This is a genomic window from Mesorhizobium sp. BR1-1-4, from assembly GCF_020165375.1.
Lineage (GTDB): Bacteria > Pseudomonadota > Alphaproteobacteria > Rhizobiales > Rhizobiaceae > Mesorhizobium > Mesorhizobium australicum.
Genome location: NZ_JAIUIB010000007.1, coordinates 86,665 through 111,481, shown reverse-complemented (window position 1 = coordinate 111,481; position 24,817 = coordinate 86,665). Strand labels below are relative to the sequence as shown.

At 63.8% G+C, this 24,817-nt stretch carries 26 protein-coding genes and 1 pseudogene; 13 read left to right on the top strand and 14 right to left on the bottom strand.

The genetic code is table 11. From position 1 onward, the window contains the following. Positions 1 to 57: 57 nt before the first annotated feature. From hpf to lptC, 5 genes are all read right to left on the bottom strand, one after another. Complete coding sequence (hpf, locus tag LB571_RS16890; RefSeq protein WP_015315719.1) at positions 58 to 642, bottom strand: ribosome hibernation-promoting factor, HPF/YfiA family; 585 nt, start codon at positions 640 to 642, stop codon at positions 58 to 60. Positions 643 to 906: 264 nt separating this feature from the next. Further along, on the bottom strand, positions 907 to 2,430 hold the full coding sequence (rpoN, locus tag LB571_RS16885) for an RNA polymerase factor sigma-54 (protein ID WP_224596148.1): 1,524 nt from the start codon (positions 2,428 to 2,430) through the stop codon (positions 907 to 909). Between the two features lie 199 nt (positions 2,431 to 2,629). After that, positions 2,630 to 3,442: an LPS export ABC transporter ATP-binding protein gene (lptB, locus tag LB571_RS16880; RefSeq protein WP_015315717.1), complete on the bottom strand. Its 813-nt coding sequence runs from the start codon at positions 3,440 to 3,442 to the stop codon at positions 2,630 to 2,632. After that, positions 3,442 to 4,035, bottom strand: a complete 594-nt coding sequence (locus LB571_RS16875; protein WP_015315716.1) for an LptA/OstA family protein — start codon at positions 4,033 to 4,035, stop codon at positions 3,442 to 3,444. The genes lptB and LB571_RS16875 overlap by 1 nt, the downstream gene beginning before the upstream one ends. Continuing rightward, a complete protein-coding gene (lptC, locus tag LB571_RS16870) occupies positions 4,022 to 4,735 on the bottom strand; it encodes an LPS export ABC transporter periplasmic protein LptC (protein WP_140661709.1) in 714 nt (237 codons plus the stop codon). The genes LB571_RS16875 and lptC overlap by 14 nt, the downstream gene beginning before the upstream one ends. A gap of 353 nt (positions 4,736 to 5,088) precedes the next feature. On the opposite strand from lptC, the gene sppA reads away from it, so the two are divergent. From sppA to LB571_RS16850, 4 genes are all read left to right on the top strand, one after another. Further along, the gene (gene sppA, locus LB571_RS16865) at positions 5,089 to 6,045 is read left to right on the top strand and encodes a signal peptide peptidase SppA (protein ID WP_224596145.1); all 957 of its coding nucleotides are present in this window, start codon (positions 5,089 to 5,091) and stop codon (positions 6,043 to 6,045) included. A gap of 79 nt (positions 6,046 to 6,124) precedes the next feature. Beyond that, positions 6,125 to 6,409: an integration host factor subunit beta gene (locus LB571_RS16860; protein ID WP_006200394.1), complete on the top strand. Its 285-nt coding sequence runs from the start codon at positions 6,125 to 6,127 to the stop codon at positions 6,407 to 6,409. A 50-nt stretch (positions 6,410 to 6,459) separates the two neighbouring features. Then, positions 6,460 to 6,816: a DUF1049 domain-containing protein gene (locus LB571_RS16855; RefSeq protein WP_224596142.1), complete on the top strand. Its 357-nt coding sequence runs from the start codon at positions 6,460 to 6,462 to the stop codon at positions 6,814 to 6,816. A gap of 35 nt (positions 6,817 to 6,851) precedes the next feature. Continuing rightward, the gene (locus LB571_RS16850; RefSeq protein WP_224596136.1) at positions 6,852 to 7,817 is read left to right on the top strand and encodes an ornithine cyclodeaminase family protein; all 966 of its coding nucleotides are present in this window, start codon (positions 6,852 to 6,854) and stop codon (positions 7,815 to 7,817) included. Here LB571_RS16850 and LB571_RS16845 read toward each other — a convergent pair. Continuing rightward, entirely contained in the window at positions 7,807 to 8,244 is a 438-nt protein-coding gene (locus LB571_RS16845) for an EVE domain-containing protein (protein WP_224596133.1), read from the bottom strand. The genes LB571_RS16850 and LB571_RS16845 overlap by 11 nt on opposite strands. Positions 8,245 to 8,393: 149 nt before the next feature. On the opposite strand from LB571_RS16845, the pseudogene LB571_RS16840 reads away from it, so the two are divergent. The 7 genes and pseudogenes from LB571_RS16840 to LB571_RS16810 all read left to right on the top strand — a co-directional run bounded on the left by LB571_RS16840 (position 8,394) and on the right by LB571_RS16810 (position 16,056). Then, a pseudogene (locus tag LB571_RS16840) lies at positions 8,394 to 8,882 on the top strand (DUF1772 domain-containing protein). Between the two features lie 125 nt (positions 8,883 to 9,007). Then, complete coding sequence (locus LB571_RS16835; protein WP_015315709.1) at positions 9,008 to 10,090, top strand: class I SAM-dependent rRNA methyltransferase; 1,083 nt, start codon at positions 9,008 to 9,010, stop codon at positions 10,088 to 10,090. Position 10,091: 1 nt separating this feature from the next. Further along, on the top strand, positions 10,092 to 10,949 hold the full coding sequence (locus LB571_RS16830; RefSeq protein WP_015315708.1) for a TrmH family RNA methyltransferase: 858 nt from the start codon (positions 10,092 to 10,094) through the stop codon (positions 10,947 to 10,949). Between the two features lie 13 nt (positions 10,950 to 10,962). Continuing rightward, positions 10,963 to 11,460, top strand: coding sequence for a signal peptidase II (gene lspA / locus LB571_RS16825; RefSeq protein ID WP_015315707.1), 498 nt, complete (start codon positions 10,963 to 10,965; stop codon positions 11,458 to 11,460). 53 nt (positions 11,461 to 11,513) lie between these two features. Then, a complete protein-coding gene (locus LB571_RS16820) occupies positions 11,514 to 12,503 on the top strand; it encodes an MDR family oxidoreductase (protein ID WP_224596130.1) in 990 nt (329 codons plus the stop codon). 143 nt (positions 12,504 to 12,646) lie between these two features. After that, positions 12,647 to 14,941: a PAS domain-containing hybrid sensor histidine kinase/response regulator gene (locus tag LB571_RS16815; RefSeq protein ID WP_224596127.1), complete on the top strand. Its 2,295-nt coding sequence runs from the start codon at positions 12,647 to 12,649 to the stop codon at positions 14,939 to 14,941. Between the two features lie 239 nt (positions 14,942 to 15,180). Then, positions 15,181 to 16,056, top strand: a complete 876-nt coding sequence (locus LB571_RS16810) for a GNAT family N-acetyltransferase (protein WP_041163320.1) — start codon at positions 15,181 to 15,183, stop codon at positions 16,054 to 16,056. A 79-nt stretch (positions 16,057 to 16,135) separates the two neighbouring features. On the opposite strand, the gene LB571_RS16805 is transcribed toward LB571_RS16810, so the two are convergent. Both LB571_RS16805 and grpE read right to left on the bottom strand, forming a co-directional pair. After that, complete coding sequence (locus LB571_RS16805; RefSeq protein WP_140618884.1) at positions 16,136 to 16,768, bottom strand: trimeric intracellular cation channel family protein; 633 nt, start codon at positions 16,766 to 16,768, stop codon at positions 16,136 to 16,138. A 103-nt stretch (positions 16,769 to 16,871) separates the two neighbouring features. Further along, positions 16,872 to 17,504 carry a nucleotide exchange factor GrpE gene (gene grpE / locus LB571_RS16800; RefSeq protein WP_015315702.1) on the bottom strand — a complete coding sequence of 211 codons (633 nt, stop codon included), beginning with the start codon at positions 17,502 to 17,504 and terminating at the stop codon, positions 16,872 to 16,874. A 238-nt stretch (positions 17,505 to 17,742) separates the two neighbouring features. Here grpE and LB571_RS16795 point away from each other — a divergent pair, with 238 nt between their 5' ends. Together LB571_RS16795 and LB571_RS16790 are read left to right on the top strand one after the other, a co-directional pair. Then, positions 17,743 to 17,943: a hypothetical protein gene (locus LB571_RS16795; RefSeq protein WP_023781176.1), complete on the top strand. Its 201-nt coding sequence runs from the start codon at positions 17,743 to 17,745 to the stop codon at positions 17,941 to 17,943. Positions 17,944 to 18,032: 89 nt separating this feature from the next. Continuing rightward, positions 18,033 to 19,055 (top strand): fatty acid desaturase, encoded by a 1,023-nt coding sequence (locus LB571_RS16790; protein ID WP_140713196.1) that lies wholly within the window; start codon positions 18,033 to 18,035, stop codon positions 19,053 to 19,055. A gap of 45 nt (positions 19,056 to 19,100) precedes the next feature. Here the strand turns inward: LB571_RS16790 and LB571_RS16785 are convergent, their stop codons facing one another. The 6 genes from LB571_RS16785 to cysG all read right to left on the bottom strand — a co-directional run bounded on the left by LB571_RS16785 (position 19,101) and on the right by cysG (position 24,763). Further along, positions 19,101 to 19,721: a DJ-1/PfpI family protein gene (locus LB571_RS16785; RefSeq protein WP_015315699.1), complete on the bottom strand. Its 621-nt coding sequence runs from the start codon at positions 19,719 to 19,721 to the stop codon at positions 19,101 to 19,103. Between the two features lie 154 nt (positions 19,722 to 19,875). Beyond that, the gene (locus LB571_RS16780; RefSeq protein WP_140713194.1) at positions 19,876 to 20,409 is read right to left on the bottom strand and encodes a DUF934 domain-containing protein; all 534 of its coding nucleotides are present in this window, start codon (positions 20,407 to 20,409) and stop codon (positions 19,876 to 19,878) included. 160 nt (positions 20,410 to 20,569) lie between these two features. After that, positions 20,570 to 21,334, bottom strand: a complete 765-nt coding sequence (locus LB571_RS16775) for a phosphoadenylyl-sulfate reductase (protein WP_224596122.1) — start codon at positions 21,332 to 21,334, stop codon at positions 20,570 to 20,572. Further along, positions 21,309 to 22,979, bottom strand: a complete 1,671-nt coding sequence (locus LB571_RS16770) for a nitrite/sulfite reductase (RefSeq protein ID WP_224596118.1) — start codon at positions 22,977 to 22,979, stop codon at positions 21,309 to 21,311. Before LB571_RS16770 ends, LB571_RS16775 begins: the two co-directional genes overlap by 26 nt. Positions 22,980 to 23,024: 45 nt before the next feature. Then, positions 23,025 to 23,318, bottom strand: coding sequence for a DUF2849 domain-containing protein (locus LB571_RS16765; protein ID WP_224528917.1), 294 nt, complete (start codon positions 23,316 to 23,318; stop codon positions 23,025 to 23,027). After that, positions 23,315 to 24,763: a siroheme synthase CysG gene (gene cysG / locus LB571_RS16760; protein ID WP_224596115.1), complete on the bottom strand. Its 1,449-nt coding sequence runs from the start codon at positions 24,761 to 24,763 to the stop codon at positions 23,315 to 23,317. Before cysG ends, LB571_RS16765 begins: the two co-directional genes overlap by 4 nt. Positions 24,764 to 24,817: the final 54 nt, after the last annotated feature.

Here is a 24,817-nt window from a genome sequence, read left to right as displayed (position 1 = left end):
GCTTGAAAATCCTTGTTCGCCTGCCGCGCCAGTCCCCACCCCTCGTGCGGCTGGCTTTTATCCCTGTGCGACTTTGGTCGTGGACGGATCGATCCAGCCGATGTTTCCGTCGGGCCGGCGATAGACGATGTTGAGATGGTCGGTTCCGGCATTGCGGAAAACAAGCACGGGACTGTCCTTGGTATCGAGTTCGATGACGGCCGAGGCCACCGACATGGTCTTCAACGTCATGGTCGATTCGGCGACGATGGCCGGTGCGAAATCCTCCGGGATTTCCTCATCGTCATCGGCAAGCGGTGCCATCACCGTGTAAGCGATGTCGGTCAACTCGCCATTGCCATTGCCTGAATTGTGCGATTTCAGACGGCGCTTGTATCGCCGGAGCCGGGTCTCCAGCCGATCGGCCGCGGCCTCGAAGGCGAGTGTCGGGTCCTGGGCATCGCCGGTGGCCTGCAGCGAGGCGCCGGAATCCAGCCGGATCATGCAATCCGCGGAATAGCGCGAGCCCGATTTGATGACGGTGACATGCCCCGCGAAGCCACGATCGAAATATTTGCCGATCGCTTCACCGACACGATCGTTGATGCGTGTACGGAACGCATCGCCGATATCCATGTGCTTTCCCGAAATGCGCAGATTCATCTGAAAACTGACCTTCCTTGCTCAGGCTTCAAACTGGCCCGAGTTTATACTCGTGATCCGTGCGCACAAGCTTTGCGGCGTCACTCGCGCCGATTTAAATCCGAACTTTCCGGTTGATCACAAGCCGCCTTCTTGACCGTCCCGGGTCATTGTCGTGACGGACCATCCGCTAGCGGGCATCAAGCCCGTCTCATGCGGGCGGGCTTCTAGCCACTTCACCGTGGCTTGTCAATGAAACTTGAAAGCTGTGGAAATCGTGAACGCCTAGCGGCCGGCGCTGGCGAGCGCCCGTTTCTCGCGCCGGCGCTGTACCGACGAGGGAATATTCATGCCCTCCCGGTACTTGGCGACCGTGCGCCGGGCGATATCGACGCCGCTTTCCCTGAGCATGTCGACAATAGCATCGTCCGACAGCACATCGACGGGCTTCTCCTCGTCGATCATTTGCTTGATGCGATCACGCACCGCTTCCGAGGAATGCGCATCGCCACCACCCGATGCCGCGATCGAGGCCGTGAAGAAATAGCGCAGTTCGAACACGCCGCGCGGGGTGAGCATGTATTTGTTGGCGGTCACCCGGCTGACCGTCGATTCGTGCATGCCGATGGCGTCTGCCACCGTGCGCAGGTTGAGCGGCTTCAGGTGGCGCACGCCATGGACGAGGAAGGCATCCTGCTGGCGCACGATTTCCGAGGCCACTTTGAGGATCGTCTTGGCCCGCTGGTCGAGGCTCCGTGTCAGCCAGTTGGCGTTCTGCAGGCACTCGGCCAGGAAGTCCTTTTCCGCCTGGTTCTTCGCGTGCGGCGACACCTGGGCGAAATAGATGTGGTCGACGAGCACGCGCGGCAGCGTTTCGGCATTGAGTTCGACGGTCCAGCTGCCGTCATTGGCCGCCCGCACCTCGACATCGGCGACGATCGCATCGCTGGCGCCGCCAGAAAACGCCATGCCCGGCCGCGGGTCGAGCGCCCGGATTTCGGCCAGCATGTCCAGCAAATCCTCCTCGTCGACGCCGCAGAGCCGCTTCAGCGTCTGGAAATCGCGGCGCGCCAGCAGTTCGAGATTGGCGACCAGGGCCTTCATGGCCGGATCGAGACGGTCACGCACGGCAAGCTGCAGCGAAAGGCATTCCGCGAGGTCGCGGGCAAACAGGCCGGTCGGCTCGAAGGTCTGGCACACCGCCAGCACCTCGCCCACCGCCACCTCGTCGGTGCCAAGCCGCGCGGCGATCTCCGCCAGATCGGCCCTGACATAGCCGGCCTCGTCGAGCCCATCGGCAAGTTCTCCGGCGATCAGCCGCGCGACGGGATCGATGAAGGCGAGCGCGACTTGCTCGCCGACATGGTCGCGCAGCGTGATCCCGCTCGCAGCCATGTCGCCGGCGTCGAGCCCCTCGGACGAGGAGCCTCCACTGCCCGAAGCCGATTTCCATTGCGCCGTCAGGTCGGGGCCCAACCGCTCGCTGGTGCCGGGATCGTCGGGAAACAGGTTTTCCAGGGACGTATCGAGCTTTTCCGAGATGGCTTCGGCACTCCATCCCGCCTCGTTCTCGAACCAGTCGCCATCGGCGGCTGCTTGCGGCTCTACGTCGAGCTTCTGCGCCTGGTCGCTCGCGGCATCATCCTGCGGCTCGGCGCGCTCCAGAAGCGGGTTGCGCTCGATCTCCTCGTCGATGAAATGCTCTAACTCGGTATGGGTGAACTGCAGCAGCCGAATCGACTGCATCAGCTGCGGCGTCATCACCAGCGACTGCGACTGTCGGAGCTGTAGTTTGGCCGCCAATGCCATGGTTCGGTTTCAAACGCCTCCTATACGCGTCCCAACTTCCGGAAATGAATTTCACGGCCGGCCATAGAAACTGGCCCGGCTTTTGCTTGTCAAGGCAAAGCCTAGCAAAACCGGCTTACCGGAGCGTTATCCCGGAGCAAAATCGCGGAAAACAGGTCGCCGGCGCGCAAAAAATCGTATCAGAAAACAAATTTCACGCTCAGAGCGTAAAACCCTCGCCGAGATAAAGCCGCCGCACGTCAGGATTTGCCACCACTTCGTCGGCGCGGCCATGAGTGAGCACCTGGCCGGCGTGGATGATGTAGGCGCGGTCGATCAGGCCGAGCGTCTCACGCACATTGTGGTCGGTGATGAGGACCCCGATGCCGCGCGCCGTCAGGTGACGCACCAACTGCTGGATATCGGCGACGGCGATCGGATCGATCCCGGCGAAGGGCTCGTCGAGCAGCATGTAGGCCGGGCGCGTCGCCAGCGCGCGCGCGATTTCCAGGCGCCGCCTTTCGCCGCCCGAGAGCGACATGGACGGCGCCTTGCGCAGATGGCTGATGTGAAATTCCTCGAGCAGTTCGTCGAGGTTGCGCTCGCGGACCTTGCGATCCTTTTCGACCACTTCGAGCACGGCGCGGATGTTCTGCTCGACATTGAGCCCGCGAAAGATCGAGGCCTCCTGAGGCAGATAGCCGATGCCGAGGCGCGCGCGACGATACATCGGCATTGAGGTGACGTCGAAGCCGTCGATCTCGATCGTGCCTTCATCCACCGGCACCAGGCCGGTGACCATGTAGAAACAGGTCGTCTTGCCGGCGCCGTTGGGGCCGAGCAGCCCGACGGCCTCGCCGGCGCGCACGCCCAGCGTGACGCCGCTGACGACCTTGCGGCCCTTGTAGCTCTTGGTCAGACCCTTGGCGATCAAGGTTCCCTTGAACTTCGCCTTGTCGACCGTGGCCGGCGCCGAAAGCTTGCCTGCGGCCCGTCCCGGAAGACGCGCCGTCAGCGACGACAGGCTGACCATCAGGGGTTCGTCGCTCCCGATTTCGGCGGCGGTGTGATCGACATCTGCACACGCTGCCCAGCGCATGGATCGACCTGGGCCAGCCCGGTTTTCATCTGCACGGTGAGCTTGCAGCCGACCAGCACATTGTCGTTTTGCGAAAGGACGACCTTTTTGCCCGAAAGCACCAGCACCTGGCTCTTCATGTCGAAACTGCCCTGATCGCCGGTCGCGACCTGCTGATCCGACTTGATGTAGACCTTGTCGGAGATCTCCAGGTGATCGATGTTGGCCGAGCCGGTCATGGCTGCCGCCCCGGCGGCTTCGGCGCCCTTGGCGCCCGCATTGGGGTCCTTGACGTAGTAGACCATCATCTTGCCGGCCTTCATCAGCGTCGGCCCCTGGACGACGGTGACATTGCCGGTGAAGATCGCGACGCTGTCGGCCTGGTGGACTTCCAGCTTGTCGCTTTCGATCTGGATCGGCTTGTCGCCGGCCAGTTTGAGACCCGACACCTGGCTGGCCGCTCCCGACTGCGCCAGCGACGGCGCCAGGCTGAGCAGGAACAGCGCCGAAGTTGCGGCCGCAAGCCGTGTCGAATTATTGAGCCACATTCGCTTCTTCGCCCTTTGCCTCAGCCGCCTTCAGAACGGCGGGATCGATGTTGACACGAACCTTGTTCTCGAACACCAGGATCTTGCCATTGTCCTGGACCGACATCGAATCCGCCCTGATCTGCGACCCGCCACGGCTAACATCGACGGGATCATCCGTCTTCATAGTGCCTTTGCCCATGTCGAGGAAGACGGATTTGAACTTGGCCTGCATGCCGTCGGTGGTGCTGATGGTGACGTCGCTGTTCAGCTTCATCGTATTGCCGTCGCGATCGTAGGTACCGCGCGAGGCTTTAATCGCCGCGACATTGTCGGGGGCGATCGGCACCTTGGCGTCGATGCCTTCGAGTTCGATGATGCCTTGCGTGCTCACATCCTGGATGGCGCGCAGCGCCGTCATCGAATAGGGCTGCTTCTGCTTGGTGAAACCATTGAGTTTGGGATTGGCCATCACCAGCTTACCGTTCGAGAAGGCGGTGCCTTCGGCCTGCACCGCGACGGAAACGGGCGCGGCGAGGTAGGAATAGACTGGGAAGGCGACGGCGATCAATGCCGCGGCCAAGGGCACGGCGAATTTGAGTACGCGCACGCGGCGTGAATGACGCTGGGCGCGGTCGAAAGCTTCGCCCCGCGTCCAGTCATCCGCCGGGGGAGCCAACTCCGTCTCCGGGCTGGTCGGTTCATTCGGTCGCGCTAACATGACTGCTTTCTTCTAAAACCCTGCCCCGGGAGCACCGCCTATAGGTGGGACGCCAGCGCCCTCGCGCAAGCACAAGCCGACGAAAACCGCAAAAATGTGACAGCTGCCGTGCACAAACGAAACCCGGGTCAGCGCAACAGCCAGTGCTTCATAGCAGAAATAGACGCCCTTGCGTCTTTTTTCACCACCGAAGTTCTTCCCACTTACCTTGCGTCGCCCGCACAGGCCAGTCACAAAACAGACAACACGGACCGCCGCGCGCGGATTGCCGCGCCATGTGCGGGACGGAACTGCTTCCCGATCAAGACATCATGGTCTAAAAGCGTCTCTTCCCGATGACTGTGAGGCTGACGATGGCATTGAGAGCCGACGACCTGATCGACCGCCGCCGCTTGCGGCGCAAGCTGACTTTCTGGCGTGTCGCGGCCTTCGGCATCGTGGCGCTCGGGGTGATTGCGGTGTCGGCCTGGTTCTATGGCGACGATTTCGGCGGCTCCGCCGTCGACCACATCGCCAAGGTCAGGATCGAAGGCACCATCACCGAGGACGACGAACTGATCAAGCGGCTGGAGGCTATCCGCCAGTCGCCGAAAGTAAAAGGCGTGATCCTTGTGGTCGATTCTCCTGGCGGCACCACCGTCGGCGGGGAATCGATCTACGAGGAGGTGCGCAAGCTGGCCGCCGACAAGCCTGTCGTGGCCGAGGTCGGCACGCTCGCCGCGTCGGCGGGTTACATGATCGCCAGTGCCGCCGACCATATTGTCGCCCGCAAGACCTCGATCGTCGGCTCGATCGGCGTGCTGATCCAGTATCCCGACGTAAGCGGCCTGATGGACAAGCTCGGCGTCAAGCTGGAGGAGGTCAAGTCCTCGCCGCTGAAAGCCTCACCCTCGCCCTTCAAGCCGACCAATGACGACGAGCGCGCCATGGTCCGCAAGCTCATTCTGGACAGCTACGACTGGTTCGTCGGCATCGTCGCCGAACGTCGCAAGATGACCCACGAACAGGCGCTGGCGCTGGCCGACGGTTCGATCTTCACTGGCCGCCAGGGTGTTGCCAACGGGCTGATCGACGCCGTCGGCGGCGAGTCCGTGGCGATCGACTGGCTGGCGACCAAGGGTGTCGATGCCAAGCTCAAGGTGGTCGACTGGAAGGACACGGAACGGCGTGGCGGTTTCCTGTTCTCGAAGGCGATGGCACGCACGATCGCCGGCGCGCTCGGCCTGCCGGACTCCGGCGGCGACGTGATCCATGAACTTGGCGCCGACCGCTTGTTTCTTGACGGTCTCGTTTCCGTCTGGCACCCTTGAGACGCGTTGGGACAGCTGAAAAAGCAAATAAAATCATCCTGATAATTTTGGCCGAACTGCTTTCACGGGGACCCGTCTGATGATCAAGTCCGAGCTTGTGCAGATTATTGCCACGCGCAATCCGCATCTTTTCCTGCGCGACGTCGAAAACATCGTCGGCGCGATCTTCGATGAAATCACCGACGCGCTTGCCGAGGGCAACCGGGTCGAATTGCGCGGTTTCGGCGCTTTTTCGGTGAAGAACCGACCTGCCCGCACCGGCCGCAACCCGCGCACCGGCGAATCCGTCGAGGTCGAGGAGAAATGGGTGCCGTTCTTCAAGACCGGCAAGGAGTTGCGTGAAAGGCTGAACGGCGGCAAGTAGGCGCGTCAGCGCTGGACGGCTTTATCGGCCCGCTTGCGACGGAAAACATCATGCTCAATCGCTTCATACTCATCGTGGTCTTCGTGCCCCTGGCGATCATCCTGATCGCTTTGGCAGTCGCCAACCGCGAACTCGTCGCCTTCACGCTGGACCCGTTCAATCCCGGAAATCCGAAGCTGACGCTCACCTTGCCGCTGTTCATCTTCCTGTTCCTGGCGCTCGCCATCGGCATGGTCGTCGGCAGCCTGGCGACATGGGTGAAGCAGGGCCACTACCGCAAACTGGCGCGCCAGCGCGGTGTCGAGGCCGAAAACCTGCGCCAGGCAGTCAGCCGCACGCCCTCGGTGCCGCAGGCATCAGCCCAAGCACCGGCCCAAGGGTCGGCGTTGCCGAAGCCGACCAATTGAGCCGCAGGTCGGCGTTTCTTTTCACGGAGCTTTTCATGCTGACCATTTCGGCCGCTGAGGTCGATCGTGCGCTGACCTTTCCTGGACTGGTCGAGACATTGCGCACGGCATTTCGCGAGGGCGCGGTGCAGCCGGTCAGGCATCATCACACGGTCGAAAGGCCTGACGGCGCGGCGTCGACCTTGCTGCTGATGCCCGCATGGACCGATTTTCACGCCGTGGGCCGTTCCGCCGGCGGCCATATCGGCGTCAAGATCGTCACCGTCTCGCCCGACAACAACGCCGTCGGCAAGCCCGCCGTGATGGGGCTCTATCTCCTGCTCGATGTTAGCACCGGCGAGCCGGAAGCCCTGATCGACGGCCAGCGGCTGACGCAGTGGCGCACGGCGTGCGCCTCGGCCCTCGCGGCGTCCTATCTCGCCCGCGACGATGCCTCGCGGCTGCTCGTGGTCGGCGCCGGCGCGCTGTCACCCTTCCTGGCCAAGGCGCACAGCGCCGTGCGGCCAATCAAGACCATCCGCATCTGGAACCGCACCCCGGCCAACGCCGAGAAAGTCGCGGCCGATCTGCGCGCCGAGGGCTTCGCGGCCAGCGTCGCGACCGATCTCGATGCCGAGCTTGGCCAGGCCGACATCGTCTCCTCGGCGACAATCACCACCACGCCTCTGATCAAGGGCACGTTGCTGCGGCCCGGAACCCATGTCGACTTGGTCGGCGGCTTTACGCCTGCGATGCGCGAAAGCGATGACGACGCGATCATGCGCGCCCGCGTCTATGTCGACACCCGTGCCGGCGCCACCAAGGAAGCCGGCGACATCGTCCAGCCACTGGCCTCAGGCGTGCTAAAACCACAAGCCATCGTCGCCGACCTGCACGAACTGGCGCGCGGCCAAAAGGAAGGTCGCGGCAGCCCGGACGAGATTACGCTGTTCAAGTCGGTCGGTGCCGCGCTGGAGGATTTGGCCGCCGGCATTGCCGTCTACAAGGCGCTCAGGGGCTAGTCAAAGCGAGTTTGGCGCCCATCGTCTCCGCGATCAAAGCGAAATCTGCCACGCTGATCGGGAACAAGCCAAAGCGCAACGGGTAACCCCAGTTCGATTTGCCTGAGGTGAACTCCAGCCTCTCAAGCAATGGCTTGATCGGCGTTTCCTGTGCCTGCGCCCAGTCGACATCGCGGCGGAACGGTGTGAAGCCGCCGCCCATGTCGCCTTGATAGGGCTCTCCTTCCCGCACCATGCCGATCGCCGTGAACGCCTGCAGACCGTCTTTTTCGCTCAAAATTGTGGTCGGCGAATAATAGACAATGCCATCACCGGGCCTGACGCGGCGCGGCGGTGCCGCCTTGCCATGGTTGACCTGCATGAAGCCGCCCTTGCGGCCGCGCCGGACATGTTCGGCCGACGCCACGGCGATCCAATACGCGCTCATTTCTGTTCCTAATTGGCCAGTTGTCCGTCGGCCAACGCTTGCCCGCTAATCGGCCCGCAGTGCCGGAGCGCCAAACGATAGGGCTGGGGCCGCGGCAATGGCAAGTGCGGCCGTTCGGAACGGCTTCGGCCCGGAACCGTTGTTGCGTCATGCGACTATATGGCTTCCTGCTGTTCTGGTCTGTCTTGGCCACCATGATCGCTGCGCTCAGCCTCGGGCCGTCCTTCGCCCATGTCCTGGAATCGGTGCCCCGGCTCACCCGATGGTCCCCGGCGCTTTGGCGCGAGGCCACCGTTTTCAACGGCCAGTTCCTGCTCTTCGCAATCATTGGCGCGCCGCTGGATGTCGCGGCAATCATCTGCCCGGGACTGCTGGCGTGGCTGCTGCGCCAAGATCGGTCGGCGTTCTGGTTCGCACTCGCCGCCACCTTGCTCTATGCGCTATCCCTCGTACTTTGGTTCGTTCTCGTCAAACCGGCCAATTAAGTTCTCGCCACCTGGGTGCCAGGGCCGATTCCAGACAATTTCGACGCCATACGGCTGCGCTGGGAAACCGGCCACATGGCCGTCACGGCGGCCAAGGCTGCCGGCTTCGTTTCGCTGGTTGTCGCACTGCTTTCGATCGGGCGTGGCGGCTAAGCCATCCGCAATCGCCGCAATTGCCCCAATCGCCCCAATCGCGCAGTCGCAATGTCGCGCGGGTTTGTTGCGCCGATGGGCATAGCTGTGGCAGAAGCGGGCCGAACCGCCGGAGAAGCTGTCTCTTGAAGTCTTTTCGCGACAAACGCCGCGACGGCCGCCCGCACCAGCCGGGTAAAGGCGAAGCCGCGCAATCGCGTCCACCGGAAGGTCGCGGCGTGGCCAGGCCGGAGGTCAGGCCGCGGCAAGACCTGAAGCCGGACCAGCCCGCACCGAAATCCACGCCCCGCAACCTTGCCCGTCGCGACGGCGTCCTGCCCGCTGAGCAACTTCCGGTAATCCTCGAAGTGGCACCCAACGCGGATTACGCGCTGCTCGACAGCGGCGCTGGACAAAAGCTTGAACAATATGGCCCCTACCGCATCGTGCGGCCCGAGGGCCAGGCCATCTGGCAGAAAGCTCTGCCGGCAAAGGACTGGGAGCGTGCCGACGCGATCTTCACCGGTGACACCGACGAGGAAGGCATCGGTCGCTGGCGTTTTCCCAGGACGCCGCTCGGCGAAACCTGGCCGATGAAGCATGACGGCATCGACTATCTCGGCCGCTTCACCTCGTTTCGCCATGTCGGCGTCTTTCCCGAGCAGGCGTCGCACTGGGACCATATGGCCGGGCTGATCGCGGCCGCCAGGCGGCCAGTCAAGGTACTCAACCTGTTCGGCTATACCGGCCTTGCCTCGCTGGTGGCGGCGCGCGCCGGCGCCGAGGTCACCCATGTCGACGCCTCGAAGAAGGCGATCGGCTGGGCTCGCGAAAACCAGGAGATATCCGGACTTGGCGGCAAGCCGATCCGCTGGATCGTCGACGACGCGGTCAAGTTCGCCGAGCGCGAGGAGCGTCGCGGCAGCCGCTACGACATCATCCTGTTCGATCCGCCGGCCTATGGCCGCGGCCCCAAGGGCGAGGTCTGGCAATTGTTCGAAGATCTTCCCGATCTGACGGACCTCTGTCGCTCGATCCTGACCCCAAGACCGCTTGCCGTGGTGCTGACCGCCTATTCGATCCGTGCCTCCTTCTTCGCCATCCACGCTCTGGTGCGCGACACGTTCGCCGGCATGGGCGGCAAGGTTGAATCGGGTGAGCTGATCATCCGTGAAAAGTCCGCCGGCCGGGCGCTTTCGACGTCACTGTTTTCGCGCTGGGTGGCCTGACATGAACGAACGGCATGCCGGCGCGCCCGGTCAGGTGAAGGAAGTCACCAGCCTTGCCAATCCGCTGGTCAAGGACATCAAGGCACTTGCCTTGAAGAAATTCCGCGACCAGCAGAACGCCTTCATGGCCGAGGGGCTGAAGCTGGTCATCGATGCGCTCGACTTGGGCTGGCAGATAAGGACGTTGGTTTTCGCCAAGGCAGGACGCGGCAACGCGGCCGTGGAAAAGGTCGCGGCACGCACGGTCGCCGCCGGCGGCACCGTGCTCGAAGTATCGGAAAAGGTGCTTGTCGCCATCACCCGCCGCGACAATCCGCAAATGGTGGTCGGCGTCTTCTCGCAGAAATTCCTGGCCCTGAAGGACATTCGTGCCGACAATGGCGATGTCTGGGTGGCGCTCGACCGGGTGCGCGATCCCGGCAATCTCGGCACCGTCATCCGCACCGTCGATGCCGTCGGCGCCAAGGGCGTCATCCTGGTCGGCGACACCACCGATCCGTTTTCGGTGGAAACGGTGCGCGCCACCATGGGGTCGATCTTCGCCATACCGGTGGCCAAGGCAACGACGGAGGCATTCCTTGCCTGGCGCGGCGGCTTTTCAGGGCTGGTTGCCGGCACGCATCTGAAAGGCGCGGTCGACTATCGCTCGGTCGATTTTTCCCGCGGGCCGGTGCTGCTGATGATGGGCAATGAGCAGCAGGGCCTGCCCGAAAGCCTGGCGGCAAGCTGCGACAGGCTGCTCAGGATTCCGCAGGCGGGCCGTGCCGATTCGCTCAATCTGGCGGTCGCCACCGGCATCATGCTGTTCGAGATCCGGCGCGGCGCGCTGAAGCTCGAACCAATTTCGGACCAGCAATGAGGGTTGCCCAATCGTGAAATCATGGTCTCCCTACGCGCTGCTCGTCATCGTGGCCATCGCGCTCGACCAGTGGATAAAGACGCGGGTCGAAGCCGGACTGCCCTTCCAGGAAAAGCTCGACCTCCTGCCCTTCCTGGCGCTGTTTCGCACCTACAACACCGGCATCGCCTTCTCGATGTTCTCCTCCTTCGGTGACATCGGCCTGGTTGTCATCGCGGTGCTGGTCGTCGCTTTCGTGCTTTACCTCGCCACGCGCACGCCATCGGGCCATGTCATCGCCCGCACCGGCTTTGCCCTGATCATCGGCGGCGCGCTGGGCAATCTGATCGACCGCGCCGTCTATAGCCACGTCATCGATTACATCCTGTTCCACACGCCGGTCTGGTCCTTCGCCGTCTTCAACCTTGCCGATGCCTTCATTTCGGTGGGCGCGGCCCTGGTCGTCTTCGACGAACTCATCGGCTGGCGGCGTGAACCCACGCCTCCGAACGCCAAGCCTTCCGAGGATTGACCCCGCGCGGCCATCGCCGCACAGTCACGCCGAGCAAGTTCGCGGAGAAAAAGATGACCGAAACCTTCAAAGCCATCCTCGTTTCGCGCGATGCCGAGAAAAAACAGTCGGTCGCCGTGACCGATCTCACCGACGCCGATCTGATGGAGGGCGACGTCACCATCGCGGTCGAGGCGACGACGGTGAACTACAAGGATGGACTGGCGATATCGGGCAAGGCGCCGGTGATCCGTCGATGGCCACTGGTGCCGGGCATCGACCTTGCCGGCACCGTCATCTCCTCTACCAATCCCGACTGGCGCAAGGGCGATAAGGTCATCCTGAACGGCTGGGGCGTTGGCGAAACCCATTTCGGCGCCTACGCCGGGCGCGCCCGCGTCAAGGGCGACTGGCTGGTGCCCCTGCCGGAGGGCATGAGCGCGCATGATGCCATGGCGGTCGGCACCGCCGGCTACACGGCCATGCTCTGCGTCATGGCGCTGGAGCGGCACGGCATCCTGCCTGAGCGCGGACCTGTCGTGGTGACGGGTGCTGCCGGCGGCGTCGGTTCGGTCGCGGTCTCGATCCTGTCCAGCCTCGGCTACCATGTCATCGCGTCGACCGGCCGCAACGCCGAAAGCCCCTACCTGATCAACCTCGGCGCCGCCGAGGTGATATCGCGCGACGAACTCAACCAACCCGCCAAGCCGTTGGCCAAGGAGCGCTGGGCCGGCGGCATCGATTCGGTCGGCAGCCACACGCTGGCCAATGTGCTGTCGATGACCTCCTATGGCGGCGCGGTCGCGGCCTGCGGCCTGGCGGGCGGCATGGATCTTCCGTCGAGTGTCGCCCCCTTCATCCTGCGCGGCGTCTCCCTGCTCGGCATCGATTCGGTGATGGCGCCGAAAGCCGTACGCCTCGAGGCCTGGCGGCGCATCGGCTCCGATCTCGATGTGGACAAGCTCGCCAGCCTGTCCACGACCATCGGCTTCGACGGCATCATCGGTGCGGCACACGACATCGTCGACGGCAAGATCCGCGGCCGCGTCGTCGTCGACATGTGACCCGGCTCAGGGGTGGCAGGCGCCGGGCGGAATTGCCACATTGGTGGCAAATACGTCGCCGCCGGGCCAAAAACGCCCGATCCGCTAAAATTCGAACGATCCCCCGCAATTTTCCATAATCTCTGTCTGGCAAAGGATTTCGCATGATCGCGGAATCCGACAGCCAACAGGCCGACGCCGGCGACGACATCGATGCGGCATCGGCGCAACCGCCGGTATCGGCGCGGCGGTTTATCGCCCCCCCGCCGCTGGTCCCTGATCAGCAACCGGCCAAGCGCGAAGGCCTGCCGATCCTGACCTTCGTTGCCGTCATGCTGCTGGCCGGCCTCTCATCCCTGACCGGGGCGCCAGTCTTCATTAGCCTTGCCTTGCTGGCAACCGGCCTTGCTGGCCTGGCCATGCATCTGCGCGCCAGACGCAGCGTACGCCGCACCGCGGTCCTGCTCGGCGAAACCACCGCCCGCAACCGCGCCGAGATCGAGACGCTGGCCGACCGCATGTGGGAGATGCAGGAAAGCGAGGAGCGCTTTCGCGGTCTCATCGACGCGCTCGGCGATCTCGTCATCCATCGCGACCGCGACGGCTACATCGTCTACGCCAACAAGGTGTTCGCCGACCTCGTTGAAACCGATCCGCGCGATCTTGCCGGCAAGACGTTGGCCGAACTCGGCATCGAGGTCGGTATTGTTCCCGATGCGGCTTTCTCGGATCATGAATGCCTGAGTTCCACCGACGTCGCCATCCGCACGCCGACGGGCCCGCGCTGGTTCTCCTGGATCGAGCTGTCGGTGCGCGAAAAGGACAGCGGTGCCGTTTCGCATCGCGCCATCGCCCGCGACATCACAGCACGCAAGCGCGCAGAGTCGTCCATGATCACCGCGCGCGAGCGGGCCGAATTCGCGAGCCAGGCCAAGTCGCGCTTCCTCGCCACCGTCAGCCATGAGATCCGCACGCCGATGAACGGCATCATGGGCATGGCCAGGCTGCTCGCCGACACCAGCCTTTCTCCGGAGCAGCAGACCTATGTCGGCGCCATCTCGACCTCGGCCAGCGCCTTGCTTGCCCTGATCGAGGACCTGCTCGACTATTCCAAGATCGAGGCCGGACGCTTCGATCCTGAACCGCAGCCCATGTCGGTGCGCGAGATCGCCGACAACATCATCGAATTGATGGCCGCGCGCGCCTTCGCCAAGAATATCGGCCTCGGCTGCCATGTCGAACCGGATGTGCCGCAATTGATCACCGCCGATCCGGGCCGGGTCAGGCAGGTGCTGCTCAACCTCATCGGCAACGCCATCAAGTTCACCGACAGTGGGGGCGTGCTGGTCAGCGTAGCGCGCGCCCGAACCGAGACCAGCGACCGCATCTGCTTCACCATCGCCGATACCGGTCCCGGCCTGCGCGACGAGGACATGGAGCGCATCTTCGAGGAGTTCGAGCAGGCCGACGGCACCTCGACGCGCACGCATGGCGGTGCTGGACTGGGACTTGCCATCTCCAAGCGCCTGGTGGCCGCCATGGGCGGCACGATTTCGGTTTCCAGCCGGCTTGGCCAGGGATCGGAATTCGTCTTCGAGATTCCCGCCACATCAGCCACCGAGCCGCCGCAGGGCCGGTTGAACGCGCTTGCCGGGCGACGCGCCGTGATCGTATCCAAGAACACCGTCGAGGCCGACGCCATCGCCCGCACCATCCGCTCCAATGGCGGCGCGGCCGGAATCGCCACCACCGTGGCTCAGGCCGCATCCTTTGCCGACGGCTGCGACGTGCTTCTGGTCGACGCGGCCATGGAAGAGAGTGACGGAAGGCTGCTCAAGCGGCTTCGCCAGCATGGGTTTTCCGATTGCGAAGCCGTCACGCTGATCGCACCCACCGACCGCGGCATGCTGGGCGAGTTTCGTGCCAGCGGCTACGCGACTTTCCTTGCCCGGCCAGTGCGCGGAGGAACACTTTTGCGTGTCCTTTTGAGCAGCCACGCACCGGTCCTGGCCCAGCCGCAGCCGGAAAAACGCCGCGCACCGGCGCTTCGTGCCTCAGGCGAACGCCAGCAGGGCCTGTCCGTGCTGATCGCCGAGGACAACGACATCAATGCCATGCTGGCCCGCGCGACGCTGTTGAAGGCCGGGCATCGCGTCAAGGTGGTCGGCAACGGCAAGGCCGCCGTCGAGGCGGTCACCGGTGCCGGCCACAAGCACCGCTTCGACGTGGTGCTGATGGATCTTCATATGCCCGTCATGGACGGACTGGACGCCATTGCCGCGATCCGCCGCCATGAAGAGGAGGCCTCCGTGCCGCCGGTGCCGATCATGGTGCTGTCGGCCGACAGCCAGGAAAAGACCCGCCATGCGGTGCTCGCCCACGGCGCCAGCGGCTTCGTCACCAAGCCGCTCGACCCCGATGCGCTGGTCAGTGCCGTCGAGGGCCAGGTCGCCGCTTGAGCCATCTTTTCCGGGTGCGTGGCTGGTCAAGGCCGCCAAAAACCAGCCCATTTTCGGCGCCCGCGAACGCGACGCGCCTGGGGTCTTGTGACGCAACGTAGCCGGTTGACCGTTTTCGCCAGCCGACGAAGTATTGCCCGCGACGCCGTATCACGGTACTGTCACAATCCTGTTGCACCTACACCGTATCCCCGTGCCAAGAGGGATGGCTCGAAGGAGAATCACTCGTGCATACAGTTATGCCGGAATGTGACACTCGGCCGAACGCCAGCAGCGCCTTGCTCGCCGGACGTAATGTCGATTCCGTCATAAAGGGCGCGGCGCTCGGCCGTATCGGCAATCTCGAAGTGCGGCTCGCCCGCAACGAGGCCGAGATCGCGGCCGCGCAGGAAGTGCGTTACCGTGTATTCTATGACGAGCTTGGCGCCAGGAAGGATCTGTTCCAGGCGCAGGACCGCCGCGACGCCGACCGCTTCGACCCGCTCTGCGACCATCTGCTCGTCCTCGACACCACGCTTTCCGGCCCTGAGCACCGTCGCATCGTCGGCACCTATCGGTTGCTGCGGCAAGAAATCGCGGCAACCGCCGGAGGCTTCTATTCCGAAGGCGAATTCGAGCTGACCAAGCTCATCGCCCGCCATCCCAGCCAGCGTTTCCTTGAACTCGGCCGTTCCTGCGTCTTGCCGGAATACCGTTCGAAGCGCACCATCGAAGCGCTATGGCAAGGCATCTGGGCCTACATCAATCACTACGAGATCGGGGTGATGACCGGCTGCGCCTCGTTCCATGGCACCGTGCCGGCCGCGCATGCGGAGGCGCTCACCTATCTTGCCCATCACTGCCGCACCAACTCGGCCTGGGACGTGCGCGCTGTGTCGGGGCGCTATTGCTCCATGGACCTGATGCCAATCGAGGCGGTCAACACCAAGGCGGCGATCGCGGCGATGCCGCCTCTGGTCAAGGGCTATCTGCGGGTCGGCGCTCGCATCGGCGATGGTTGCGTCATCGACCGCGAATTCTCCACGGTCGACATTTTCGTCGTGATGCCGGTCAAGGAGATCGGTGCCCGCTACGTCAACTATTATGGCGGGGAAGCGCAGCGCTTCGCCGCGTGAGCGATTAGGCAGTAGTCAGTAGTCAAGACGACAGGATTCGCGCTTCGGCGACTACTGACCACTCCCCTACTCCCTCTCCTCACGGAATGTCTTCCGGCCGCCGGCCGGGCCGGCTCTTGTAGGCTGGAAAGGTCCAGCCGAAACGGAGCGCGCCGCCGCGAACCGCGAACGCCGCGGCGAAGCCGGCCAGCTCTGAAACGATCGGCGGCAATCCTGTGACGTCGCCAGCCGTGAAGATGGCAGCGCCCGTGAGAGCGGCCGTAACATAGATTTCCGGCCTCAGCAGCACCGAGGGTTCGCCGGCCAGCAGATCGCGCAGGATACCGCCGGACGTGGCGGTGAGCACGCCGGTGATGACGGAGACGACCGGCGAACCGGTAATGGCCAGTCCCTTGGCCGCACCCATCACCGAAAAAGCGGCCAGCCCGATGGCGTCGAGCCAGAGCAGCCATTTCCAGCGGGATTCGATACGGTGCGCGGCAAAGAAAACCAGCACAGCGGCCGCCGCGCAAATCAGCACGTAGCTGGAGTTGGCGACCCAGAAAACCGGCAGATTGAGGATGACGTCGCGAAGCGTGCCGCCGCCGATGCCGGTGACGCTCGCCAGGAACAGGAAGCCGATAATGTCGAGCTGTTTGCGCGACGCCGCCAACGCCCCCGTCGCCGCGAAGACGGCAACGCCGGCATAGTCGAGGAGAGCGATCGGGTTCATGGAGTGAGTAGTGAAGTAGTCAGTAGTGAATGGCAATTGGCGAAGCAGGCGCCTCCCCGGCCCGGTCCCTGCTACTCACAACTCTCTATCGCTACCCCACTAATCACGCATCCTTCTCGGCCTGCTCATTGACCGGCCCTGGCTCGACCGGCGCGTCGGCGGCGATTTTCGGACCGCCCTTGGCGACGCCGACCATGGCCGGGCGCAGCACCCGCTCGCCGATCGAATAGCCCGGTTGCACGACCTGGACCACGGTGTTGGCCGGAACATCGGGATTGGGCACTTCAAACATTGCCTGGTGGAAATTGGGATCGAACTTCTCGCCCTCGGGAGCGAGTTTCTTGACCCCATGCCGCTCCAGCGCCGACAGCATGGCGCGCTCGGTCAGGTCGACGCCTTCGATCAGCGCCTTGAAGCCGGCATCCCCCGATGCCTTGGCCTCGGCCGGAATGGCATCCAGGGCGCGGCGCAGATTGTCCGACACGGACAACATGTCGCGGGCGAAATTCGCCACCGCATAAGTGCGCGCGTCATGCACGTCGCGCGCGGTGCGGCGGCGCAGGTTTTCCATCTCGGCCGCGACCCGCAGCGCGCGGTCCTTCAGCTCTTCATTTTCCTTCAGCAGCCGTACAAGCGCTTCGTAGTCGCCATCGGTGCTGCCTTCCGTGCGCTCGGCATTGGCCTCGGCCGCCTCGGCTTCATTGGGCGTGCGTTCGTCTTTTGCCTGGTCGCTCATCGCCGTTTCCCGTCATCTCGAATGGTATGGATTTTGTGCCCGATATCGAGGTTCGCAGGCCAAAAATCAAGGGGAAAGCGACCGCAGGCGCCTGCGACCCGACCAGGAAAGCACGGTGGGGACGCTTCGATTTTAATTCAAATTTTACCGTACTTGCCGGCTTTGCTTGCCACGAGGCGGTGATGTGGGAACCATTCCGCTGCTGGGGGAGTTTCGGAGCCGACGCAGGATTTTTGAAATGATGACCCGCAACAAGCTTGAAAAAGGAGAAAGGCTCGCTGCGGAGGTTCGGCGCCAGTTCGGCGCCGAGGCAGTGACGCGCTTTCTGCGCACCTTGCCAGCCTTCCGCATCGAACCCGACATTCCGGACCGATTTGAGCAATTGCTCGAGCATCTCGACCGGGTCGAGGATGGCGACGCCGGCTGGCGACGGCAGTAGGATCGCCCGGACCTTACGCGACAATTACGCACAGTAACTTTGCGTGATCCCTGGCTTGCGGTGGCGGCGCACCCTGCCTATGCTTCCTGATGAACATGATTTCCCCCGAGGCAGCTGCCAACAGCAAGCGTGCCTGGCTCAAGATCCTGGCGCGCTACAAGAAGCCTGACAGGCGGCGTAGCACACTCGAACTCGCCATCACCCTCGTTCCTTTCGCCACGCTGTGGGCTCTGTCTTCCGCTGCCTATGCCTATGGTCATTGGTGGGGACTGGTGCTGATCCTGCCCGCGGCCGGCTTCCTGGTGCGGATTTTCATGATCCAGCACGATTGCGGCCATGGCTCCTTCTTTGCCAATCGCATTGCCGATGACTGGATCGGCCGGGCGCTGGGAATCCTGACGCTGACGCCCTACGACTGCTGGCGGCGTGCCCATGCCACCCATCATGCCAGCGCCGGCAATCTCGACGAACGCGGCATGGGCGACATCAGGACGCTGACCGTCGCCGAATACCGGCGGATGTCCTGGCGGGGTCGCCTGGCTTATCGCCTCTACCGCCATCCCCTGGTGATGTTCGGCCTGGGGCCGATCTGGCTGTTCATCTTCTCGCAAAGGCTGCCTATCGGCATGATGCGTGGCGGCCTGACGCCCTGGGTGTCGTCAATGACCACCAATCTTGGCATCGCGCTTGCCGCGGCCATCCTCATCTGGGTCATCGGCCCCGGCGCGTTCCTGATCGTCCATCTGCCGATCGTCATTCTCGCCGGTTCGGCCGGCATCTGGCTGTTCTATGTCCAGCACCAGTTCGAGGAGACCGAATGGGCGAAGGATGAGGAATGGGAGTTCCAGCGCGCCGCCCTGCATGGCTCGTCCTATTACGACCTCCCGCCGGTGCTGAACTGGTTCACCGGCAATATCGGCGTTCACCACGTCCACCACCTCTCCGCCAAGGTGCCCGGCTACCGGCTGCAGGAAGTGCTGCGGGATTATCCCGAGTTGCGCGGCATCGGCCGCGTCACGCTGCTCGAGAGCCTGCGCTGCGTCAAACTGGCCTTGTGGGACGAAAGCAGCCACAAACTGGTGTCGTTCCGCGAAGCGCGGATGGCGGCGTAGAGCATACCGCCGCGCCAGCGCGCGGCGGTATTTCCCAAACCTTTCTCAGGCCGCTTGCCGCTCGTCGCGCATCAGGATCTGGCCATGGCGGATCTCCGTGCCCAGCACCTTCAGGCATTCGCGGATGAAATTGGACAGGCCCGGCCAGCCCTTGGCCGAAACGAGATTGCCGTCGACATGGGCCCCGTTCGGCGCGACGTCGATATAGATGCCGCCGGCCAGCGTGACTTCCGGCTCGCAATAGTGAAGCGCCGCCACTTCCCTGCCCCGCACCACGCCGTCGACCGCGATCAGGATCTGCACGCCATGGCAGATGGTGAAGATCGGCTTGCCTGTCTCATGGAAGTGCCGCACCAGCGCCTGCACGCGCTTGTCGATACGGATGTACTCGGGACCGCGCCCGCCCGCCGCGTAGACGGCATCGTACTGGGCCGGATCCACCTCGGAAAACGTCTTGTTGAGGATGTAATCGTGTCCGGGCTTCTCGGTGTAGGTCTGGTGGCCTTCGAAATCGTGCAGCGATGTTTTCAGCACATCGCCCGCCTTCTTGTCCGGGCAAACGACATGCACGGTATGGCCGACCGCATGCATGGCCTGTTCAAAGACGAAAATCTCGTATTCCTCGCTGAACTCGCCAACGAGCATCAATATCTTCTTGCCAGCCATTCCCGGTTCCTCCCTTTGTGGCCATTTATTTCGGGTCGCGAAATAACAGCGGTATCCTAAGGGCAAGATGCCGGAAGGAAAAGCGCAAATCGCACAATTGGTACGACCAGTTTCGGGTGAGAGGGCCTTCGGTCTTCCTAGTTTACAAAAAGCATCAGCTGTTGCGAAGGCGCCGCCAGGAATATTTCGGACCCTTGGTCTCCGTTATGGCGGCCGGCTGGTAATAAAGCCCCAACCCGCCGGTGCGGCCTTCTTCCAGACGCTTCAAGAGCACTGGATTCGAGATCTCGAATTCATCGAAGCCAAGCCGCAGCATGTGCGGCAACGGGTCGACCAGGACCTGCCCAGTGGCACGCAGCGCGCCCGTGAAATGATAACGGCTGCGCAGCAGTTCGCCCTTGGAGAAGGAGCGGCCGTCGCCGAAAGCCGGGAAGGCCAGCGCCACCAGCGACAACTGGTCGAGCAGGTCGGCGATCTTCTCGAGCTGGTCGCCGGGCTGCAGGACGACGCCGAGCCGCTCCTTCGCCGAGCGGCGCACCTCCGGGTCGAGATCGAGGAAGGCCTGCAGCGGCAAGATGAATCGGCCATTGCCGGAAAGCGCGTCGGCGCTTTCGGCATGGCTCCACTCGTCCTCGCGAAAACCCTCCGGGGTCCAGAGCCGGGTCTCCGGTGTCGTCAGTCCAGTCATCAAAATTCCTAAAATTGGAAGAGCTCGAGCGTGTGTTGAAATTCAGGTCAGGTTGCGTCGAAAACGGCTGCTTGCGAGAACCGGAGCGAAACGTACTTGAAGTCCGTGAGCACCGGAAGCTGCCGTTTGCAGCCCGGCCTCACCTGAATTGCAACATACCTTATAGTGATGCGTCGGTCAGCGACACTTCCAGTCCCGACAGATGAATGCCGCACTCGGTCTTGGCGTGGCCGGCCCAGCGGCCGCTGCGCGCATCCTCGCCCGGCTGCACCGGCTGCGTGCAGGGAAAGCAGCCAATCGACAGGTAACCATAGGCAACCAGTGGGTTTTCGCGCAGCGCATGCGCGCGCATGTAGTCGGCCTGGTCCGACGTCGTCCAGTGCGCCAGCGGATTGATGCGAATGCGAGGGCCGACGGCCTCGAACACCGGAAGTGCGGCCCGTGTCGGGGCCTGGAAGCGTTTGCGGCCCGTGAACCAGGCGCGAAAGGGTGCGACGCCACGTGCCAGCGGCTCGACCTTGCGCGCGTCGCAGCAGGCATCGGTATTGTTCTGGTGCAGATTGCCGGTCGGGTCGATCCGTTCGAGCGCCGCTTCGTCCGGCTTGATCACCCGGATGTTGGTCAATCCGAAATCGGCGACCAGCGCGTCGCGATAGCCGAGCGTCTCCTCGAAATGCTTGCCGGTATCGAGGAAGATGACCGGCAGCGTGCGGTCGATCTTGGCGATCATATGCAGCAGCACCGCCGAATCCGCGCCGAACGAAGACACGGCGGCGATCTCGTCGTGAAACAGATCGTTGGCCGATCGTTCGATGATCTCGATCGGGCTGAGATGACCGTAGAGCGCGTCAAACCCCGCCGCTTTGGCGGCGATGCCGTCATCGGCATCGGCAATATGGTCAAGCGGCCTTGGCTTCGCCAGCATAGAGCGCCTCCTTGAACGGCGCGGGACCGACACGGCGGTAGGCGTCGATGAATTTTTCCTGCGGGTTGAGCCGAAGGCCGAGATAGGTGTCGACGATCTGCTCGATGGCGTCGGTGATTTCTTCCGAAGAGAAGCCACGGCCGATGATCTCGCCGACCGAAGTGTTCTCGTCGGCCGAACCGCCCAATGTCACCTGGTAGAGTTCGGAGCCCTTCTTCTCGACACCGAGGATGCCGATATGGCCGACATGGTGGTGGCCGCAGGCATTGATGCAGCCGGAGATCTTCAGCTTCAATTCGCCGATCTCGCGCTGCCGCTCCAGCGAGGCGAAGCGGCGCGAGATTTCCTGTGCGATCGGGATCGAGCGTGCCGTCGCCAGCGCGCAATAATCGAGGCCCGGGCACGAGATGATGTCCGAGATCAGGTTGGAATTAGCCGTCGCCAGCCCGATGTCGACCAGCGCGTCATAGACCGCCTTGAGGTCGGCACGCGCCACATGCGGCAGGATCAGGTTCTGCTCGTGGCTGACGCGAAGCTCGTCGAAGGCATATTTCTCGGCAATGTCGGCGACCGCTTCCATCTGGCTGTCGGTCGCATCGCCCGGCACCTCGCCGAAACCCTTGAGCGAGATCGTCACCGCCGCGTAGTCGGGGTGGCGGTGCGTCACCACGTTCTGGTCGAGCCAGTCCGAGAAGCCCTTGGAATCCAGCCGCGCCACCTTGACGGCTGCGTCGCCGTCCGGCCGCCCGGTCAGCGCCGGCGGTGCGAAATAGGCCTCGATCGCGCGGATGTCCGCCTCGGGCAGCTTCAGCTCCGCGTCCTTCAATTCCTGCCACTCGGCCTCGACCTGCCGGGTGATTTCCTCGGCGCCGGTCTCGTGGACCAGGATCTTGATGCGCGCCTTGTACTTGTTGTCGCGGCGGCCATAGAGATTGTAAACGCGCAGGATCGCCGTGCAGTAGGAGAGAAGGTCGGCTTCGGGCAAGAAGTCGCGGATCTTCCTCGCCACCATCGGCGTGCGGCCCTGGCCACCACCGACATAGACGGCGAAGCCGAGTTCGCCGGCGGCGTTCTTCTTCAGGTGCAGGCCGATGTCGTGTGTCTGGATGGCGGCGCGATCGCGCTCGGCTCCCGTCACCGCGATCTTGAACTTGCGCGGCAGGAACGAGAATTCCGGATGCACCGAAGACCACTGCCGCAGGATTTCCGCATAGGGACGCGGATCGGCGACCTCGTCGGCGGCAGCCCCGGCAAAATGATCGGCGGTGACATTGCGGATGCAGTTGCCGCTGGTCTGGATGGCGTGCATCTCCACGCTGGCCAGGTCCGCCAGAATTGCCGGAATGTCCGACAGCGCCGGCCAGTTGAACTGGATGTTCTGGCGCGTGGTGAAATGGCCGTAGCCCTTATCGTATTTGCGGGCGATGTGGCCGAGCATGCGCAACTGCTTGCCGTTCAGCGTGCCGTAGGGCACCGCGATGCGCAGCATGTAGGCGTGCAGCTGCAGATAGACGCCGTTCATCAGCCGGAGCGGCCGGAACTGGTCCTCGGTGATCTCGCCGGACAGCCGGCGCTCGACCTGGTCGCTGAACTCGGCGACGCGGGCCTGGACAAAATCGTGGTCGAACTCATCGTAACGGTACATGCTTCGTCTTTCAGGGCGCGTCCGCCCGTTCACCTGGTGTCCTGGCTATGCCGCCCGCTCGGCCTGCTTGCCGAGGTCGTTGCGGATGGTCGGGCCGGCGGCGCGGATCTTCTCGCGCAGCCGCACCGGCTCGACAACGCCATCGACGATGTCCGCGTCGATCAGATTGACGTCGACCACTTCATTGTCGGCATGGGCCTTGGCGCCGATCGCCTCCAGCCGATCCTCGGCCGCCTTGTCCTGGGCAAGGTCCGCATGGTCCACCGTCTCGGCCCAGCCGCCATCGGCGTACCACACGGCAATGCCGTCGCCGAGGCGATTGGCGGTCAGTATCTTCATGGCTGAACTCCCTCGGCGGCTGCTACGGGTGCGCTCTCGTGCCTGTGTGCCGCGAGCGGCTCGGACCGCTCGAAATTGGCGCCGGCGACGGCGTCGCCGATGATGGTCATGACCGGGCCCGACAGATCGGCGCGCGCTTCCAGCGACGGCAGGTCGGCAAGTGTGCCGTGGAAGCGTCGGCGATTGGCCAGGCTGGCATTCTCGACCACGGCGACCGCCGTGTCCGGCGACAAGCCCGCCTCGATCAGCCGGCCGGCAACTTCGGCCGCGACCGAGCGGCCCATGTAGACGGCAACGGTAGCGCCGGAAATCGCGAGCTTGGCCCAATCCGGCAGTGAATTGCCCTTGAGATCGTGGCCGGTGGTGAACACCATCGAGGAGGAAACGCCGCGCAGCGTCAACGGCAGTTCGAAATCGGCGGCAGCGGCAAAGGCCGCTGTGACGCCTGGAACCACCTCATAGGCGATGCCGGCGTCACGAAGCGCGGCCATCTCCTCGCTGGCGCGGCCGAACACCAGCGGATCGCCCGATTTCAGCCGCACGACGCGCTTGCCCTGACGACCGAGATCCACCAGCAACGCATTGATTTCGGCCTGGCTCTTGGTATGGCAGCCCTTGCGCTTTCCCACCGGCAGGCGCTCGGCATCGCGGCGGCCCATGGCGACGATCGCCTCCGGCACCAGCGCGTCATGGACGATGACATCGGCCTCCATCAGCAGACGATGCGCCTGCAGGGTCAGCAGGTCCTCGGCGCCGGGACCGGCGCCCACCAGGGCGATGTGGCCGCGAATGGGCGCGTCGGACAACAGCAGATCGGTGGCGGCTTCGCGCGCCTGTGAAAATTCGCCGGCCTCGACGGCGCGTGCTGGCGCTCCGCCGAAGAAGTCGCTCCAGAAACGGCGGCGTACATTGCCCCTGGGCAATCTCTCGGCGGCATTGCGGAATGACGCCGCAAGCGCTGCCAGTGGCCCGAGCGAGGGCGACAGCATGCGGTCGATGCGGCTGCGCAGCATCTGGGCAAGCACGGGCCCCGCGCCTTCGGTACCGATCGCCACGGCGACCGGTGCGCGGTTGACCAGCGCCGGAGTGAAGAAATCACAGAGGTCCGGCCGGTCGACGGCATTGACGGGAATGCCCAGCCGGCGCGCGTCGGCGGCGACGCGACGGTCGAGCGCCTCGTCGCCGCTGGCGGCAAACACCATCACGGCGCCTTCAAGCTGCGAAGCATCATACGCGCCGGGCATATGGTTCGCGCCCGTCTCGGCGATGAAGGCCAACAGATCCGGTTCGGCATCCCCAGCGATGATGTGCAGGACCGCGCTCGACTGGGCGATCAGCCGCGCCTTGGCCAAAGCCTCCTCGCCGCCGCCGACAATGGCCACGGCTTCGCCCTCGACCCGCATGAAGACGGGGAAGGCGTTGAGCTTGGTGGTGGCTTGCGACATGACAAAGCAGATCCGGGAACAGGGTCGCAGTTTTACGCCCAAGCGTAAAAAAGC

Coding starts and splice junctions, on each gene's coding strand:
- LB571_RS16845 (WP_224596133.1), bottom strand. CDS start 8,244: ATGAGCGCGTATTGGATCGCCGTGGCGTCGGCCGAACATGTCCGGCGC.
- LB571_RS16770 (WP_224596118.1), bottom strand. CDS start 22,979: ATGTACCGTTACGATGAGTTCGACCACGATTTTGTCCAGGCCCGCGTC.
- LB571_RS16855 (WP_224596142.1), top strand. CDS start 6,460: ATGCTCAATCGCTTCATACTCATCGTGGTCTTCGTGCCCCTGGCGATC.
- LB571_RS16805 (WP_140618884.1), bottom strand. CDS start 16,768: ATGAACCCGATCGCTCTCCTCGACTATGCCGGCGTTGCCGTCTTCGCG.
- LB571_RS16785 (WP_015315699.1), bottom strand. CDS start 19,721: ATGGCTGGCAAGAAGATATTGATGCTCGTTGGCGAGTTCAGCGAGGAA.
- grpE (WP_015315702.1), bottom strand. CDS start 17,504: ATGAGCGACCAGGCAAAAGACGAACGCACGCCCAATGAAGCCGAGGCG.
- LB571_RS16815 (WP_224596127.1), top strand. CDS start 12,647: ATGATCGCGGAATCCGACAGCCAACAGGCCGACGCCGGCGACGACATC.
- sppA (WP_224596145.1), top strand. CDS start 5,089: ATGGCATTGAGAGCCGACGACCTGATCGACCGCCGCCGCTTGCGGCGC.
- LB571_RS16795 (WP_023781176.1), top strand. CDS start 17,743: ATGATGACCCGCAACAAGCTTGAAAAAGGAGAAAGGCTCGCTGCGGAG.
- LB571_RS16850 (WP_224596136.1), top strand. CDS start 6,852: ATGCTGACCATTTCGGCCGCTGAGGTCGATCGTGCGCTGACCTTTCCT.
- LB571_RS16775 (WP_224596122.1), bottom strand. CDS start 21,334: ATGCTGGCGAAGCCAAGGCCGCTTGACCATATTGCCGATGCCGATGAC.
- lptC (WP_140661709.1), bottom strand. CDS start 4,735: ATGTTAGCGCGACCGAATGAACCGACCAGCCCGGAGACGGAGTTGGCT.
- LB571_RS16830 (WP_015315708.1), top strand. CDS start 10,092: ATGAACGAACGGCATGCCGGCGCGCCCGGTCAGGTGAAGGAAGTCACC.
- LB571_RS16780 (WP_140713194.1), bottom strand. CDS start 20,409: ATGACTGGACTGACGACACCGGAGACCCGGCTCTGGACCCCGGAGGGT.
- LB571_RS16860 (WP_006200394.1), top strand. CDS start 6,125: ATGATCAAGTCCGAGCTTGTGCAGATTATTGCCACGCGCAATCCGCAT.
- hpf (WP_015315719.1), bottom strand. CDS start 642: ATGAATCTGCGCATTTCGGGAAAGCACATGGATATCGGCGATGCGTTC.
- cysG (WP_224596115.1), bottom strand. CDS start 24,763: ATGTCGCAAGCCACCACCAAGCTCAACGCCTTCCCCGTCTTCATGCGG.
- LB571_RS16765 (WP_224528917.1), bottom strand. CDS start 23,318: ATGAAGATACTGACCGCCAATCGCCTCGGCGACGGCATTGCCGTGTGG.
- LB571_RS16875 (WP_015315716.1), bottom strand. CDS start 4,035: ATGTGGCTCAATAATTCGACACGGCTTGCGGCCGCAACTTCGGCGCTG.
- LB571_RS16820 (WP_224596130.1), top strand. CDS start 11,514: ATGACCGAAACCTTCAAAGCCATCCTCGTTTCGCGCGATGCCGAGAAA.
- LB571_RS16790 (WP_140713196.1), top strand. CDS start 18,033: ATGAACATGATTTCCCCCGAGGCAGCTGCCAACAGCAAGCGTGCCTGG.
- LB571_RS16810 (WP_041163320.1), top strand. CDS start 15,181: ATGCCGGAATGTGACACTCGGCCGAACGCCAGCAGCGCCTTGCTCGCC.
- rpoN (WP_224596148.1), bottom strand. CDS start 2,430: ATGGCATTGGCGGCCAAACTACAGCTCCGACAGTCGCAGTCGCTGGTG.
- lptB (WP_015315717.1), bottom strand. CDS start 3,442: ATGGTCAGCCTGTCGTCGCTGACGGCGCGTCTTCCGGGACGGGCCGCA.